This is a genomic window from Embleya hyalina (genome assembly GCF_003967355.1).
GTDB lineage: Bacteria > Actinomycetota > Actinomycetes > Streptomycetales > Streptomycetaceae > Embleya > Embleya hyalina.
On sequence record NZ_BIFH01000048.1, the window covers coordinates 72,549 to 87,949 of the forward strand.

Consider the following 15,401-nt stretch of genomic DNA (forward strand, 5'->3'; position numbering starts at 1 on the left):
TCAAAAAACGCCCGACGGCCGACCGTTCGGTCGGCCGTCGGGCGTGCTCCGGGATACGACCGGATGAGACGCGGCTAGACCAACGCGTCCACCGGGTCCGCGGCGAGGACGCCGGCCGCGATCGCCTCGTTCAGCCACTCCGGGAATTCCAGGAGGAGTTGGTCGTACAGCTCCGCGTCACCGAGCGTCCGCGGATCCTGCCCGGCGTGGAAGAAGCCCGCGTTGTCCACCACGCGCTGCTCCGGCACGGCGAGTTCGTCCAGTTTGCGCAGGAAGTCGAAGCCCTTGGACTCGGGGTCGCCGAAGCCGAGGAACTGCCAGAAGATCGGCAGCCCGGCCGCGTCGCACAGCGCCTTCGCGGCGGCCGGCCGGCTGGTCGGCGCGCCGTCGGTCTGGAAGATCACCAGAGCCGGGTCGGTGCTGCCGGACGCGCGGTAGTGCTCGACCACCCGGGCGATCGCCCAGTGGTAGTTGGTTCGGCCCATGTGCCCGTAGGAGCCGTGCAGTTCCTCGATCCGGCCCACGTGGTTGCCGGGGTCGAGGTCGGCGACGCCGTCGATGTCGGTGGAGAAGAACACCAGCGGGACGACGGCCTCGCCCAGTTGCCCGGACAGCGCCAGCGTCTGGTCGGCCAGGTGCTGGACGGTGCCGTCCTTGTAGTAGGAGCGCATCGAGCCGGAGCGGTCCAGGACGAGGTAGACCACGACGCTGCGGCCGGTGAGACCGCACTTGGCCACGGCCGCCGCGGCGGCCTCCGCGCGGCCCGAGGTCGCGGGCGCGGGCTCCTCGGCGCGGGCGGACGGGACGGGGGCGACCGCGGTGGGCGTCGCGGCCGGGGTCGACTCGGTCTCGGCGGCGGGTGCCTCGGGCTCCGCCGGCGAGGACTCGACCTCGGCGGTCGGCGTGACGACCACCTCGGCCTCCGTCGGCTCCGCCTCGTCGCGGGTCGTGATCGACTGTGCCGGTACGGGAATCGACACCGGGGCGGGCTCGGCGGCGACCGACTCCGCTCGGGACTCGGGGATGACCACCGCCTCGGCGACGACGACCGGCTCGGGCTCGGGCTCGGGTGCGTGTACCCGCACCGGCTCGGGCTCGGGCTCCGGTTCCGGCTCCGGTTTCGTCAGGGCCGGCGGTTCCGGAACGGGCTCCGGCTCCGGTGTGCCCGGCGCTTCCGACGTGTGGTTCGTCTCCGCTGCCGTGCTCGCCTCGACCGCCGTGGCCGGCTCCGATGCGGGGCGTGCCGCCGGCTCCGCGACCGCGTCCGTCGCCCGGGGTGTCTCCGCCGTCTCGCGGGACGCCCGCGAACGAAAGACGTTGCGCAGCAGACTCCTCAAACCCATCGGCGAATCCTTACCTGTGTGAGGGACGCCGCCCCGATCATCAGGACGGTGACGTAAGGCTAGTCATGGCGCCCGCCGCCCGGCGGCCGACCCGCGCGTACGACACCCGACCGCCCCCCGAACAGCCGAAGGATTCCCCCTCACCCGCCGGCGAGCGGCACGAACGCCGCGTCCGCGGCGGCGAACCGTTCTACGTGCCAACGTGCTTGATCCGGTCGGCACCGATGTCGCCCATCACGTCCTGTCGCCCGGCGAACGCCGCGGTCGGCAGGCCGCCGCCGAGTGCCTTGCATCGCCCGTACGGTTTCCGCCAGTTCGATCTCCGGCACGGTGCCCGCGCCGAACATGGTGCCGCTCGCCGACACCTCGACCACCGCCGAGACGATTCGCGAATCGGCGTACCCCACCACCGCACAACCGTACGAAATCAGGTAATCGACATACTCGTTCCCGTCCACGTCCCAAATGTGCGCACCCTTTCCGCGCGCGATATACAGCGGATAGGGATAGGACCCGATGGTGATCCGGCCGGGCGAGGCCGTTCCGCCGGCCAGGGATCGTCGGGCCCGGTGGAAAAGCGCCCGGCCGGCTTCGGTCGACTCGGCCGAGACCACGAAATTCGCCGGCTTTGCTCGCCACACCCGCCGGGGACACGGCGCGGGTATTCTCCGCCGCCGCCGGCCGTCCCGGGCGCCGGGATCCCGCGCCCACCCGGATCGAGCGCGCGCGGCCCGGGATCCGCTCGGCGGTCGGCCTCGAACCGGGGCCTCGGCCGGTCCGGCGAATGGCCCGGCGCCTCCGGATATCCGGCTCGGTGAATTCGTCGATCCGGTCCTCGGCATATGGAATTGCCCCGCGTCGGTCGTGTCTCGGTGTCGATCGGCCGGTGGCATGGAAAGTGGAAGGCTTCTCGCATTTCCCGGTGAAAACCACGTGACCGAACGGAAAACGGAGCCTGATCGAACCGATACGAGAAATATCCGGGACCGGCCCGATCCATGCGCGGGTCGGACGGCTCGACCGGATCACTCCCCCGGCCGGCCGCGCCGACCGCCCGCTCGAAGGCCCGACCGAAACAGCGATCGAAAGGGCGATCGAAAGCGGACGAACCATTCCGATATCGACCGGGACGACGCCGGATCGGGCGTCTGCGACCGGATCCGTCGGGTGTGGGCGCCGATCCGCCCGGGGTGGTTTCACGCCACGCGGCGAGGACCCGGCCGGCGACCTCCGGGCCCGGCCGGCGGGCTCAGCCGAGGAAGGTCAACCGCACCGTGCGGTCCGGGTTGTCCCGGTTGGTGTCCACCATCGTGACCGACTGCCAGGTGCCGAGCGCGAGTTCGCCGGCGATCACCGGCAGGGTCGCGTGCGGTGGGACCAGCGCGGGCAGCACGTGATCGCGCCCGTGGCCGAGACTGCCGTGTCGGTGTCGCCACCGGTCGTCGGCCGGCAGCAGATCCGCGAGCAGCGCGAGCAGGTCCTCGTCGCTGCCCGCGCCGGTCTCCAGGATCGCCACCCCGGCGGTCGCGTGCGGCACGAATACGTTCAGCAATCCGTCCCGCCCCGCCGCCGCCTCGCGCAGGAATCGCGCACACATCCCGGTCAGGTCGTACACCCGCTCCTGCCGCCCGGTACTGACCTCGAACACCCGCGACACATTCGTCTCCGCCATCCCCCCATGCTCACCCGAACCCCGCCCGACGCCGCGCAGCCACACGCTCTCCCGGCGGATTCCTTTGCTTTCGGCCGAATACGTACGGACAATGTGCGGCAGTACCTACCTGTCGGTAAGGCAGTATCCGAGGAGGGGGAGGCGCATGGCCCGGCGCTACCAGTGCGGTCTCGACGCCGCCATGGACGTCATCGGCGGCAAGTGGAAGGCGCTGATCCTGTGGGCGCTGCACACCGAGGACCGGCGGTTCGGGGAGTTGCGGCGCGCGGTGCCCGGGATCAGCGAGAAGATGCTGATCCAGCAACTGCGCGAGATGGAGACCCGGGGCATCGTGCACCGCGAGGTGTATCGGGAGGTGCCGCCGAAGGTGGTCTACTCGCTGACCCCGCTGGGCGAGTCGCTCAACGAGGCGCTGTTGCCGCTGGGCGTGTGGGGGCAGGACCACGAGGAGCACATCACCGCCACCGCGCCCTCGACGACCGCGGCCCCGGATCCCGCGCGACCTGCCGCCTAGAGGTCGTTTCCGGGCGAAGTTTCCGGAATCGGCGAATGCCCGGGAATAGCGTCGAACGGTCTGCTATACCGCGCGGACGCACTCTGGGTGAGTCGTTGTTGACTTTTCGTAGCGCCCGCCGTAATTATTTCGGCAGCGAATATCCGGATTGTCTGCGACGTCTTCGTTGAGCCGCCGGGGTGTGAATATATGACCGAATACGTCCGAGTGTCCGAACAGCTGGCGCTGCCTCGCGGCCGGGTCGATCCGATCATGGCCACCGCTCGGCGGCTCGACACATATCCGGTCCACGTCTGCCTCGACGAGAACACCGCGCTCGCGCGCCTGTGCGCCGAGATCGACGGCCGCCGGGTCGCCCTGGTCACCGACGACACCGTGCTCGCGCTGCACGCGCGCCGCCTGACCGAACGCCTGGTCGCCACCGGACTCGACGTGGTCACCACCTCCTTCCCGGCCGGTGAGGCCAGCAAGAGCCTGCGCACCGCGAGCACGCTGCTCGACTGGCTGGCCGAAACCTCGCTGGCGCGTCGGGACATCCTGCTGGCGGTCGGCGGCGGCGTGGTGATGGACACCGTCGGCTGGGTGGCCAGCGCCTACATGCGCGGACTGCCGTACATCAACGTGCCCACCACGCTGCTCGCGCACGTGGACGCGGCCCTGGGCGGCAAGGTGGCCATCGACCACCCGTCCGCGAAGAACCTGATCGGCGCCTTCTACCAACCCCGCGCGGTGGTCTCCAACGTCGGCTATCTGAGCACCCAGGACGATCGTGGACTGCGCGCCGGACTGGCCGAGGCGATCAAGACCGGGATCATCGCCTCCCCGGAGTTGTTCGAGCTGATCGAGCATCGGCACGCGGCCGTGCTGGCCGCCGAACCCGGGCCCACCGCCGCCCTCGTGCATGCCTCCAGTGTGCTCAAGTGCCGCCTGATCGCCCGTGATCCGTACGAGCGGGACCTGCGCCGGCCGCTGAACTTCGGGCACACCATCGGACACGCGGTGGAGACCGCGACCGGCTACGGCCCGGTCCTGCACGGCGAGGCGGTCGCGTTCGGGATGGCCTGCGCGGCGCGGATCGCCGAACGCCGCGGGCTGCTCGACCCGGCCCTGCTCGCCCGGGTGACCGGGCTCCTCGACCGGGTGCGACTGCCCACCACGCTCGCCGCGTTGCCCGCGCGGCTCGATCCGGCGACCACCGTCGAGGCGCTGGGGCAGATCCGCAAGATCCGGGACGGCCGGCTGCGTTTCGTACTGCCCACCGCGCTCGGCGAGACGGTGATCACCGACGACGTCACCGACGAGGAGATCCACGCCGCGCTCGTGGTCTCCGCCGGATCCGAGGCCACCCTGGCACGCACCCACGGAGGTACCGATGGCTGAACCCGCCGGGCTGGACGTGTTCGTGGTCGGCGGGGTCGGCGTGGACGTCATCGTACGGGTGCCGGAACTGCCTTTACCGATAAGCGACTTCAAGGTGCCGCCGATCCGCAGCTATGTCGCGCACACGGGTAACGGGGTGGCCCTGGGCTGTCGGGCGTTGGGGCTGCGCACCCATCTCGCCGCCGTGCTCGGCGAGGACCCGGAGGCGGACTTCGTGCTCGCGCACTACGCGCGACACGGGCTGTCCTTCGCACATGCCACCGACCCCGCCGGCACCCCGCGCAGCGTGAACCTGGTCGGTCCGGACGGCGAACGACTCTCCCTGCACGACAGTCGGTTGCCGAAAGACCTGGTGGTCGACCCCGACCTGTACCGCCCCGCGCTGGCCCGGACCCGGCACGCGCACGTGTCGATCGGCGGCTGGTCGCGGGCCGCGCTGGCGGAGGCGATCGAGGCGGGCGTGTCCACCTCGACCGACCTGCACGGTTGGGACGGCAAGGACCCCGGCCGGGCCGACTTCGCCTACGGTGCCGAACTGGTGTTCACCTCCACCAACCGGCTCGGCGACCGGGTCGAGGAGGCCGCGCGGGACCTGCTCGCCCGGGGCCGGGCGAAGATCGTGGTCGCGATGGCGGGCGGTCGGGGCAGCTATCTGGTGGTCCCGGATCGGCCGCTGTGGCACGTACCGGCACTGGCCATGCGGGCCGACGAGGTGGTGGACACCAACGGGGCCGGGGACAGCTACGTCTCCGGGTTCCTGTACGCCTACCTCGCCGGCCGCGACTGGGCCGGCTGTGCCGCGGCGGGCACCCGTGCGGGAGCGCACGCGGTCCGCACCGCCGGTACGCACACCTCGTTCATCACGGCGGAAGAGCTGGATCGTGCGGTGTCCTGACGGAGTCGGAGGGCGGCTCGGGGTGGCCGGGCGGCGTTCCGGGTCCGGTGGGCGTCGCGGTTCCGGGCGATGTCGTGCCGCCGGGCGGGCTCGGTGTCAGGATCCCGTCCGGGGTGACGATGGCGTCGCGGACCGTACTGCCGGCGGCGACCGTGGCGCCCGGCAGCACCACCGAGCGCAGTACGGTCGCACCCGGTTCGAGGTGGCAGCCCGGGTGGAGCACGCTGCGCTCGACCCGCGCCCCCGGTGGTACCCCGGTGCCCAGCAGACTCCCGTCGGCGTACCGGGGGAACCCCTCCCCCAGGCCCGCGAGGGTGCGCGGCAACAGTTCGGCGGGAATCGGGTGCGGCCGGTCGAGCAGCCGCGACTGTTCGTCCCGGTAACGCTCGACGGTGCCGATGTCGGCCCAGTGGTCGGCCACCCGATACGCCGTCACCCGATCGCCCCTGGCGATCATCGCGGGCAGTACGTCGCGGCTGATGTCGTGTTGCCAGCCCGCCTCGCCGCGCCCGGCCAGCATCGCCAACACCTCGCGCAGCGCGGCGATCCGGAACACGCAGAACGCGGTGAACACCAGGTCGGAGGTCGGCCGCGCGGGCTTCTCGACCAGGGCCCGGACCCGGCCGTCGGGATCGGTCTCGACCATGCCGAACAGGTGCACCCAGCGGCGCTCGATGCGCTGAACGCCGATCGTGCAGTCGGCGTCGGCGGCACGATGCGCGGCGAGCATCGGCGCGTAGTCGAACACGTAGACGTGGTCCGCGTGTTGGATCAGCAGATCGCGCGCGCCCGGGGCGAACAGGTATTCCGCGTTGGCCAGCAGCGCGTCGGCGGTGCCGCGTTCGGCGGGCCGGGCGGGCAGGATCGCCCCGGGGCCGGATCGGGCCAGGGTGTCGTGCGGACCGAAGTGCAGGCGGGTGCCCGGGTGTTCGTCCCAGTGCGCGATCAGGTGCCGGACCAGGTCGGACTCGCGGTGCTGGGAGAGCAGGACCAGCTCGGGCAGGCCGGAGCGGATCGCGTTGGCCACGCTGAAGTCGACCAGGCGGCAACTCGCGGCGTACGGGACGAGCGGCTTGCAGACGGTCGCGGTGAGCGGGCCCATCCGCTCGCCCAGGCCGCCCGCGAGCAGACCGCCGCGTACTCCGTCGAGCGTCACCAGGTCCGCCCCGGGGCGACACCGGCGGGGATCAGTGTGCGCAGCAGCGTCAGCGAATTGGCGATGCCCTGCTCCGTCGGCAGTAGGGCGTCCTCGTGTTCCACGTAGATCACTCCCCGGTAGTCGTCGTCGAGCAGCGCGGCCACGATGGCCGGCCAGGGCAGGGTGCCGGCGCCGAGGGCACGGAACCGGATCGCCGGGCCCGGGCCGTAGCGCGACCAGCCCGCGCCGCGCGGCGATTCGGTGTCGGACCAGCGCTGGAGGTCCTTGGCGTGCACGGCGGCCAGTCGCCGGCCCCAGCCGCGGACGCAGGCCACCGGGTCGTATCCGATGGCGGCGAGGTTGGCGGGATCCACGCACAGGTGCACCCCGCTCGCGCCGGAGAGCAGCGCCCGCGTGCTGGCCGGGTCGTACGCCACCTGCTTGGGATGCGGCTCGATCACCACGCGTACGCCCAGCGTGTCCGCCAGTTCCAGCACCGGGCGCGCGGCGAGTACCCACGCGTCCACGTTGTCCTGCCAACTCACCTCGCTGCCCGACCAGGAGAACCAGCGGGCCAGATCGGGCACGCCCAGCATCAGCCGCACCAGCGGCGCGCCCACCCCGGCGGCGAACCGCACCGTCCCGAGCGCGGCGCGCACCCCGAACGCCCGCTTGGCCTCGGCGCTGCCGACCGACACCGCGTCGGTATGCGGCCCATGCGGCCCCAGCACGAGCTGGGTGTCCCGGCTGTTGCTCACACACCCGACCTCGACGCCGGCCGCCGCACACCGCTCCCGGACGTCGCGTTGATGGCCCGGATCCTCGAGGCGGGCCGCGTCCACCAGCGCGAAGCCACGATCGACCGGCAGATCGACGACGCCCACCCCGACGTCCCGAGCCACCGCCAACGCCCCCGCCAATCCGTACGGCGCCAGCGCGGCAAGACAGATCCCGAGCCGAATGGGCGCGGCGGCGGGGGCGGCTCGGGGCGCGCCCGGGTCGGGTGGTGCCGGTGGGGTCCGGGTTCGGTCTCCGGGTCCGGCGGGGCTCCTGTCTCCGGGTCCGGCAGGGCTCCGGTCCTCGGGCCCGGCGGGGCTCCGGTCCCCGGGCCCGGCGGGGCTGCGGTCCTCGGGTCCGGCGGAGCTCCGGTCTCCGGGTCCGGCAGGGTCCCGGACCTCGGCTCGGGTGGGGCTCCGGTCTTCGGCTCCGGTGGGGTTTCGGGTCATCGGCGGTCCCCCTCGTTCGGTTGCTTTTCGCTTCCTCACAGGTGGCGGATGTGTGCCCAACCCTTGGGCGGTGAACCCTCGTTCGCCCGCAGGGCGGCGTACACCGCGTCGACCGGATCGGCGATCACGGTCGGCGATTCGGCCGCGCCGAGTTCGGTGACCACACGGCGGCTCAGCTCGGCCGCATACGGCGGACAGCCCCGGAACACACCGCCGTTGAGCACGACGCGCCAGGTGCCGCTCAGGCCCGCCGCGTCCCGGGCCGCGCGTACCCCGTCGACCAGATCGTCGAGGCCCGCCCGCACCACCTCGCCCGCCACCGTGTCGCCCGCCTGCCACGCCGCGCACACCTCGGGCGCCAACGCGGCCACCGCGCTCTTGGGAAACGGCTCCGCGGCCAGCCGGCGGGCCAGTTCGCGCGCACCCCGGGCGGCGAACAGCGTGGTGGGCCGCCCGCGCCCGTCCGCGCCGCGTACGGCGGCCCGCAACCCGGCCGCGCCGAGCGCGTACGCGCTGCCCTCGTCGCTGCCCAGGTACTCGCATCCCCCGATCACCACCGGCGGCCCCGCGTCGGGCCCGGAACCCGCCACGCAGGCCGACCCCGTCCCGGCCACCACGACCACCCCCCGCCCGGCCGTCGGCGGCGCGAGCAGCAGCGGCGGTACGTCCCCGGAGACCACCAACCGCCCCACCAGGCCCTGTTCGCGCGCCAACACGGCCAATCGATCGATCTCCGTCGGCGCGGTGTCCATGGTGACCGCGGCGCTCGCGAACCAGCCCGACGCGGGCGCCCCGGCCAGGTCCGCGGCGATCTCGGCCAGCAGCCGCGCCAGCGTCTCCTCGGCCACCGCGCCCGCCGACGCGGGGTTCACCGACTCCCGGGTGTACCGCGTGTCGCCCACCCTGGCCGTGGTGCGCGTGCCACCGGCGTCGATCGCCCAGTACTCCACCGTCGAAAACCTCCGCAGTCCGTCGAAATCGCCCGCCGCCGATCACGCTATCGGTGCCGAAGGCCGGCTCGGGGTAGTGGTGGAGAGATACGGTGGGCGACACTCTCGGTCACCTGGGATGGACGGAGTGTGCATGCGATACGGCGGCGGTGTGCTCGGTCTGCTTGCCCCGGCGACGAGTTGGGGGCTGTTCTGGGGTGGTTGGGCCGCGCTGCTGCCCACCCTCCAGGACGAACTCGGTTTGAACGACGGGAAACTGGGCCTGGCGCTGTTCGCGGTCCCGGTCGCGGCGGTGCCCGCGATGTTGCTGACCGGGCCGCTCGCGCGCCGGCTCGGCCCGCGTACGTTGCCCCTGGTCACCCTCGGATTCGCGGTCGGCACGCTCGCCGTCGCGATGGCCGGGGCGCGCTGGACGTTCGCCGCCGCGCTGTTGCTGATCGGGGCGACCAGCGGGGCGATCGAGGTGGCGCTCAACGCCACCACCGCCGCGCGCGAGGCGCTGACCGGCGAGCGGCTGTTCCACCGGATCCAGGCGGCCACCCCGCTCGCGATGGTCCTGGCCGCCCCGGCGGTCGGTCTCGCGCTGCACGCGGGGGCGTCGGCGCGGGCGATCCTGGTGACGATCGCCGTCCTGGTCGCACTGAGCGCGGCGGCGGCGATCGACCGCCGGCCATGGCAGGAGCAGGCCACCGGGCCACCCGGACCGGAGCGCGCCGAGCGGGCGAACGGCCGTCTCCTGATCGCCCTTTCGGTGGTCGGCGCGGTCGGCGGCACGGTGCTGCTGATGGAGAACACCGTCGAGCAGTGGGGCGCGATCCACCTCACCGACAACCTCGGCACCGGCCCGTTCCTCGCCTCGTGCGGCCCGGCGGTCTACATGGCGGGCCTGTCCGCCGGCCGCCTGCTCGCCCAGTGGCGCGGCGAACGGGTCGGCGACGCCGCGCTGATCGTCGGCGGCGGCGCGCTCGGCGGCCTGGGCCTGGCCCTCGCGGCGGCGGCCTGGTCCGCCCCGACCACCCTCGCCGGCTTCGCGCTCGCCGGCATCGGCCTGGCGCCGGTGTTGCCCACGCTGCTCGCCGCGACCGGTCGCGCGATCGCCCCGAGCCGGCGCCCGCAGGCGATCTCGCTGGTCACCACCGTGTCCTACGCCGGCTTCCTCGGCGCCCCGCCGCTGGTCGGCACCCTGGCCGGCCGGCTGGGTTTGGGCACCGTGTTCGGCATCGTCGCGCTGTGCGGGGTAGTGGTGATGGTGGGCGCACGATCGTTGCGGCTGCTGCCCGCCGAGACCGGCCCGGGCCCGTCCGGCCCGGACGGCGATCCCGACGATCCGGGCGGCCCCGGCGGCCCCACCGAAGGTGATCGTTTCCACCCGCCGCACCATCCGCGTCCGCCGCACCGGAAGGGAGTCGCCCGATGACCCGGGTCCTGCTGTTCGGATCGGGGTACATAGCCGGCCACGTCGGCACCCGGTTGACCCGCCTCGGCCACGGCGTCGTGCTCGGTTCGCGGCGACGCCCCCGCACCCCGGAGACCCGGGGGCTGCGCTGGCTGCCGGTGGACGTGGCCGATCCGCGCGAGGTGCGCACGGTGGTCGACGCGGTCCGCCCCGACGCCGTGGTGGCCGCGCACGGGCCCTCGGACATCACCCGGTGTGAGGCCGACCCGGCGGGCACGGCCGCGGTACACGTCGCCGGTGCCCGCAACGTGGTGGCGGCGCTGGCCGGGCGGGCCGCGCGAATGGTGCTGATCTCCACGGACAACGTCTTCCCGGGCCACGCGGACAGTTGCGCCGAGTCCGCGCCGACCTCCCCCGCCAACGCCTACGGGCGGGCCAAGCTCGCCGCCGAGGCCGCCTACCTGGTCGGCGGCGACGCGCTGGTGTTGCGGGTCAGCCTGGTGTACGGCTGGGACCGGACCGGACTGCGGCCGAACTTCTTCACCATGTGCGCCGAACGGCTCGGCGCGGGCGCGCCCGTGGCGGTGCCGGACGAGCACTGGAACACCCCGGTGCTGATCGACGACGTCGCGGCCTGGACCGCCGCGCTGCTCGACTCGCCGCACACGGGGGTGGTGCATCTGGGCGGGCCGCGCCGGCTCTCCCGGGTGCGGTGGGCCCGGCACATCGCGGCGGTACACGGCGTGGACCCGGCGCTGGTGACCGCCGTGCCGCAGCGGGACACCGGGTACGCCTGCCGCCCGCGCAACGCGTGCCTGCACAGCGAACGCGCCGCGCACCTGCCGGAATTGCGCGGCCTGGACCCGGTCGACGTGTTCGCGGCCGACGCGGCGCTGATCGCGGCCGTGGTCGGGCCGACGGGCTCGACCGGGCCCTCCGGATCCACCGCTTCGACCGCTTCGACCGCTTCGACCGCTTCGACCGCTTCGACCGCCGACCCGAGCACCCTCGCGCCGCGCGCCGCCCTCGACACCTCGGCCGCCCTCGACGCTTCAGCCGTTTTCGACGCTTCAGCCGTTTTCGGAAGGGACCAGCCCTGATGGACCGTCATCTGTTCCTGGCCAGCAAGCGTGCCGCGGTCAGCTACGCCCCCGATCCGGTGACCGGCGCGTTGCGCCCCTGGCTCGCGCCCGGCGGCACCGGCAACGTGGTCGCCGAACAGGCGGGCGTGCTCGACGTGACCTGGATCGCCAGCGCGGACACCGACGACGATCATCGGGCGGCCCTGGAGAACCCGAACGGCCTGAGTCTGCGGCTGCGTTCGGGCCGCGACATCCGGGTCCGGCTGCTGCGGCACGACCGGGACACCTTCGACGTCGTGCAGAACTTCATGACCGCGCAGCTGATGTGGGCCGCGAACAACTACGGCTGGGACCGGTGGACCACACCGACCTTCGGCGCCGAGACCTACACCGCCCTGGAGCGATTCACCGAGTTCACCGAGGACTTCGCCGGTGCCCTGCTCGCCGACTCGGCCGACGTCGCCGATCCGGTGTACCTCGTGCACGACTACCAACTCGTCGGCGTACCGGCCCGGTTGCGCGCGGTGCGGGCGACCGCGCCGATCCTGCTGTTCGTGCACATCCCCTGGCCCTCGCCCGACTACTGGCGGATCCTGCCGCGCGCACTGCGGGTGGGCCTGCTCGAAGGCATGCTGCCGGCGACCACGATCGGCTTCTTCGCCGAGCGGTGGTGCCGCAACTTCCTGGACTGCGTGGCGGATCTGATACCCGACGCCGACGTGGACCGCAACGCGGGCGTGATCCGGTGGCGCGGCCGGCGCACGGGTGTGCGCACCATGCCGCTCGGCTACAGCCCGCGCGCGCTCGACGCGGACCATCCGCGCCTGCCGACGGGGATCGCGGACTGGGTGGGCGACGCGCCCCTGGTGGTGCACAGCGGCCGGACCGACCCGATGAAGAACGCCGAACGCGCCGTCCGGGCCTTCGTGGCCGCCCATCGCCGGGATCCCCGGGTGCGCTCCTCCCGGATGCTGGTCCGGATGAATCCGAACCGGCTCTACGTCGAGGCGAACGCCGACTACGTCCGGCGCGTGGAATACACGATCGCCGAGGCGAACGCCGAACTGGGCCCGGACACCGTGCGGTTGCACTGCGACAACGAGGTGGAGCACACCATCGGGTGCTTCCGCCGGGCCGACGCGCTGATCTTCAACTCGACGGTGGACGGCCAGAATCTGAGCACCTTCGAGGCCCCGCTGGTCAACGAGCGCGACGCGGACGTGATCCTGTCCGAGATGTGCGGCGCGGCGGAGATCCTGGCCCCGGTCTGCCGCACGGTCAACCCGTTCGACCTGGTCGAGCAGGCCGACGCGCTGATCGCCGCGCTGACCGCCTCCCCCGCCGAACGGGCCGCGGCGGCCGAGCGGCGGCGCAAGGTGGCCGAGCCGTGGACGCTGGAGGCCTGGGTCCGCACCCAGTTGGAGCGGCTCGACGCGGACCACCGCGATGACTGAGTCGGCCGAGGAGCGCGCCGCCGCGACCGCCCGGGTCGCGCAGTACCGACTGGGCGAGGCGCAGTTGGTGCGCGGCGAGGGCATCCGCTCGTGGGACGCGAGCGGCCGGGAATACCTGGACTGCGTGTCCGGGACGTTCAACCTGATCCTCGGCCACCACCACCCCGAGGTGATGGCCGCCGTCCGCGCGCAGACCGAGGAACTGGTCTTCGCCTCATCGGCGTTCCGCACCGAGTCCACCGACCGCCTGATGCGCGACCTGGCCGCGCTCGCGCCGGCGGGCCTGACCCGGGTGAACCTGCGCAGCAGCGGCGGCTCGACCGCCAACGAGGGCGCGATCAGGATCGCCCAGCACCACACCGGCCGGCGCGACGTGATCGTGCCGTTCCGGGGCCACGTGGGCCAGACCATCGCCGCCGCCGCGTACAACGGCAGCAGTCGTATGCGGGCGCCGTTCCACACACCGCCGCTCGGCGCGGTGCACGTGCCCGACGCCTACTGCTTCCGCTGCTTCTACCGGCAGACCCCGGACAGCTGCGGCATGTTGTGCGTGAGCCGGATCGAGGACTTCATCGCGTACGCCAGTTCGGGCAGCGTGGCGTGTGTCCTGATCGAGCCGATCAGCGGAATGGGCGGCAACATCGTGCCGCCGCCGGGCTATTTCCCGGCCCTGCGGGCCCTGTGCGACGAGCACGGGATCGTCTTGATCTTCGACGAGATCCAGACCGCGTTCGGCCGCACCGGGCAGATGTTCGCGGCCGATCTGTTCGGCGTGGTCCCGCACATGATGACCGTCTCGAAGGGGCTGACCGGCAGCGGACTGCCGCTCGCGGCGATCCTGACCGAGGAGCGCATGGCCGACTGGGATCGCTCGCTGCACGGCTTCACCTACGGCGGCCACAACCTGGCCGCCGCGGCGGCGGTCAAGACGCTGGAGATCGTGCGGCGGCCGGGTTTCCTGGAGAACGTCCGCCGGACCGGCGCGATCCTGACCGAGCGGCTGGGCGCTCTGCGGCGGGAGCATACGATGCTCGGCGACGTGCGCGGGCCCGGGCTGATGATCGGCCTCGAACTGGTGCGCCCGGACGGGGGCAAGGCTCCGGAACTCGCGCACGCGTTCCAGCGCGCGCTGCACGCGCGGGGTGTGCTGACCCGGGTCTCCGAGCACGGGCTCGGCAATGTCATCGAGTTGCGTCCGCCGCTGATCCTGACCCCGGCGGAGGCGCACCTGATCGCCGACCGGTTCGGCGAGGCGCTGGCGGTGGTGGCCGCCGAGGCGGTCGGGCGGACCACACTCGTGCCCCGAGTCGGCACCGCTCGCCCGGATCGGGCGGGATGAGGGTCGAGTTGGGCCCGCACGGCCCGCACCTGCGGCTCGGCCGACCGCACCCGCCGACGGGCGAGCATCGGGTGCGGATCCGGGTCGAGTTGGCCGGCCTGTGCCGCTCCGATCTCAAGGAGGTGGCGCGCGAGCGACACGGTCCGAGTCAGTTCGGCCACGAACTGGTGGGCGTGGTCGCCGAGTCGACCCTGCCCGAGGCGCTGCCGCTCGGTGCCCGGGTGGCCCTCGATCCCAATGTGCCGCTCGCGCGCACGAGCGGCTTCGCCACCGAGATGTACGCGGCCGGCCCGGTCGATCGGTTGACCGCGGCGCTGCCTCGGATCCCGGCCGAACTCTCGGACCGACAGGCGGTCTTCGCCGAACCGCTGGCCTGCGCCGAGCACTGCGTCGCGACCCTGGTCGGGCACACCGGCGTCCCCCTGCTCGGTCGGCGCGTGGTGGTGTTCGGCGCGGGCGCGGCCGGTCTGTGGATCGCCCGTCTCGCCGAACTCGCGGGCGCCGAGGTCACGTTGGCCAACCGCAGCACCGATCGCACCGAGTTCCTGCGGGCGCGCGGCTTCGAGGTGCGGCCGACCGTGGGTCTGCCGGCGTCGGCCTTCGCCGTGGCCGTGATCGCGACCAGCTTCGTGCGCCCGGAGATTTTGGCCCAGGCCCTGCGCACGCTCGTCCCCGACGGCCTGGCCCTGCTCTACGGCGGCACCGCCCCGGGCGACCGACTCCCGGACCTGGCCTGCGATCTGGACCGGGTCCGCCGCCGCGAGCAGGCGGTGCGCACCACCTGGGCGGGTCGGCCGGTCACCGTGGCCGGCAGCTACGGCACCGGCCGCGCCGACTTCGCCGCCGCGCTGGCGGTGTTGCCCAAGTTGCCCGTCGAGCGTCTGGTGACCGCGGAGATCACCCTCGCCGAACTGCCGGCCGTGCTGCGCGCACAGGTGAGCGGTCGGCCGCTGGGCAAGACGCTGATCCGACCGCGAGCCGCGACCGCCCCCGCGAACGCGACGTAGGATCC

Annotated in this window: 14 protein-coding genes; 8 read left to right on the plus strand and 6 right to left on the minus strand. The window is 73.0% G+C overall.

All coding sequences use genetic code 11. The annotated features are described in order from the left end of the window. Nucleotides 1-74: 74 nt before the first annotated feature. From EMA17_RS45085 to EMA17_RS45095, 3 genes are all read right to left on the minus strand, one after another. Complete coding sequence (locus EMA17_RS45085) at nt 75-1,343, minus strand: VWA domain-containing protein (RefSeq protein WP_126643022.1); 1,269 nt, start codon at nt 1,341-1,343, stop codon at nt 75-77. A 140-nt stretch (nt 1,344-1,483) separates the two neighbouring features. Then, entirely contained in the window at nt 1,484-1,984 is a 501-nt protein-coding gene (locus EMA17_RS45090; protein ID WP_246127304.1) for an aminotransferase class III-fold pyridoxal phosphate-dependent enzyme, read from the minus strand. A gap of 608 nt (nt 1,985-2,592) precedes the next feature. Then, nucleotides 2,593-3,015, minus strand: coding sequence for a YjbQ family protein (locus tag EMA17_RS45095; RefSeq protein ID WP_126643024.1), 423 nt, complete (start codon nt 3,013-3,015; stop codon nt 2,593-2,595). Between the two features lie 145 nt (nt 3,016-3,160). Between EMA17_RS45095 and EMA17_RS45100 the strand changes: the two genes are divergently transcribed. From EMA17_RS45100 to EMA17_RS45110, 3 genes are all read left to right on the plus strand, one after another. Further along, nucleotides 3,161-3,529, plus strand: a complete 369-nt coding sequence (locus tag EMA17_RS45100) for a winged helix-turn-helix transcriptional regulator (protein WP_126643025.1) — start codon at nt 3,161-3,163, stop codon at nt 3,527-3,529. A gap of 189 nt (nt 3,530-3,718) precedes the next feature. Continuing rightward, the gene (gene aroB, locus EMA17_RS45105) at nt 3,719-4,909 is read left to right on the plus strand and encodes a 3-dehydroquinate synthase (protein WP_126643026.1); all 1,191 of its coding nucleotides are present in this window, start codon (nt 3,719-3,721) and stop codon (nt 4,907-4,909) included. After that, complete coding sequence (locus tag EMA17_RS45110) at nt 4,902-5,804, plus strand: carbohydrate kinase family protein (RefSeq protein WP_126643027.1); 903 nt, start codon at nt 4,902-4,904, stop codon at nt 5,802-5,804. Before aroB ends, EMA17_RS45110 begins: the two co-directional genes overlap by 8 nt. On the opposite strand, the gene EMA17_RS45115 is transcribed toward EMA17_RS45110, so the two are convergent. The 3 genes from EMA17_RS45115 to EMA17_RS45130 all read right to left on the minus strand — a co-directional run bounded on the left by EMA17_RS45115 (nt 5,770) and on the right by EMA17_RS45130 (nt 9,118). Then, a complete protein-coding gene (locus tag EMA17_RS45115) occupies nt 5,770-6,960 on the minus strand; it encodes a sugar phosphate nucleotidyltransferase (RefSeq protein ID WP_126643028.1) in 1,191 nt (396 codons plus the stop codon). The genes EMA17_RS45110 and EMA17_RS45115 overlap by 35 nt on opposite strands. Continuing rightward, nucleotides 6,957-7,844 carry a sugar phosphate isomerase/epimerase family protein gene (locus EMA17_RS45120; protein ID WP_246127305.1) on the minus strand — a complete coding sequence of 296 codons (888 nt, stop codon included), beginning with the start codon at nt 7,842-7,844 and terminating at the stop codon, nt 6,957-6,959. The genes EMA17_RS45115 and EMA17_RS45120 overlap by 4 nt, the downstream gene beginning before the upstream one ends. 359 nt (nt 7,845-8,203) lie before the next feature. Further along, on the minus strand, nt 8,204-9,118 hold the full coding sequence (locus EMA17_RS45130) for a BadF/BadG/BcrA/BcrD ATPase family protein (protein WP_160161796.1): 915 nt from the start codon (nt 9,116-9,118) through the stop codon (nt 8,204-8,206). 133 nt (nt 9,119-9,251) lie between these two features. Between EMA17_RS45130 and EMA17_RS45135 the strand changes: the two genes are divergently transcribed. The 5 genes from EMA17_RS45135 to EMA17_RS45155 are packed head-to-tail and all read left to right on the plus strand — an operon-like array spanning nt 9,252 to nt 15,396. Continuing rightward, entirely contained in the window at nt 9,252-10,535 is a 1,284-nt protein-coding gene (locus tag EMA17_RS45135) for an MFS transporter (protein ID WP_160161797.1), read from the plus strand. After that, a complete protein-coding gene (locus tag EMA17_RS45140) occupies nt 10,532-11,614 on the plus strand; it encodes an SDR family oxidoreductase (protein ID WP_126643031.1) in 1,083 nt (360 codons plus the stop codon). Before EMA17_RS45135 ends, EMA17_RS45140 begins: the two co-directional genes overlap by 4 nt. Continuing rightward, complete coding sequence (locus EMA17_RS45145; RefSeq protein ID WP_126643032.1) at nt 11,614-13,050, plus strand: trehalose-6-phosphate synthase; 1,437 nt, start codon at nt 11,614-11,616, stop codon at nt 13,048-13,050. Before EMA17_RS45140 ends, EMA17_RS45145 begins: the two co-directional genes overlap by 1 nt. Further along, on the plus strand, nt 13,043-14,389 hold the full coding sequence (locus EMA17_RS45150; protein WP_126643033.1) for an aspartate aminotransferase family protein: 1,347 nt from the start codon (nt 13,043-13,045) through the stop codon (nt 14,387-14,389). The genes EMA17_RS45145 and EMA17_RS45150 overlap by 8 nt, the downstream gene beginning before the upstream one ends. Then, complete coding sequence (locus tag EMA17_RS45155) at nt 14,386-15,396, plus strand: alcohol dehydrogenase catalytic domain-containing protein (RefSeq protein WP_126643034.1); 1,011 nt, start codon at nt 14,386-14,388, stop codon at nt 15,394-15,396. Before EMA17_RS45150 ends, EMA17_RS45155 begins: the two co-directional genes overlap by 4 nt. The last annotated feature ends 5 nt before the right edge of the window (nt 15,397-15,401 follow it).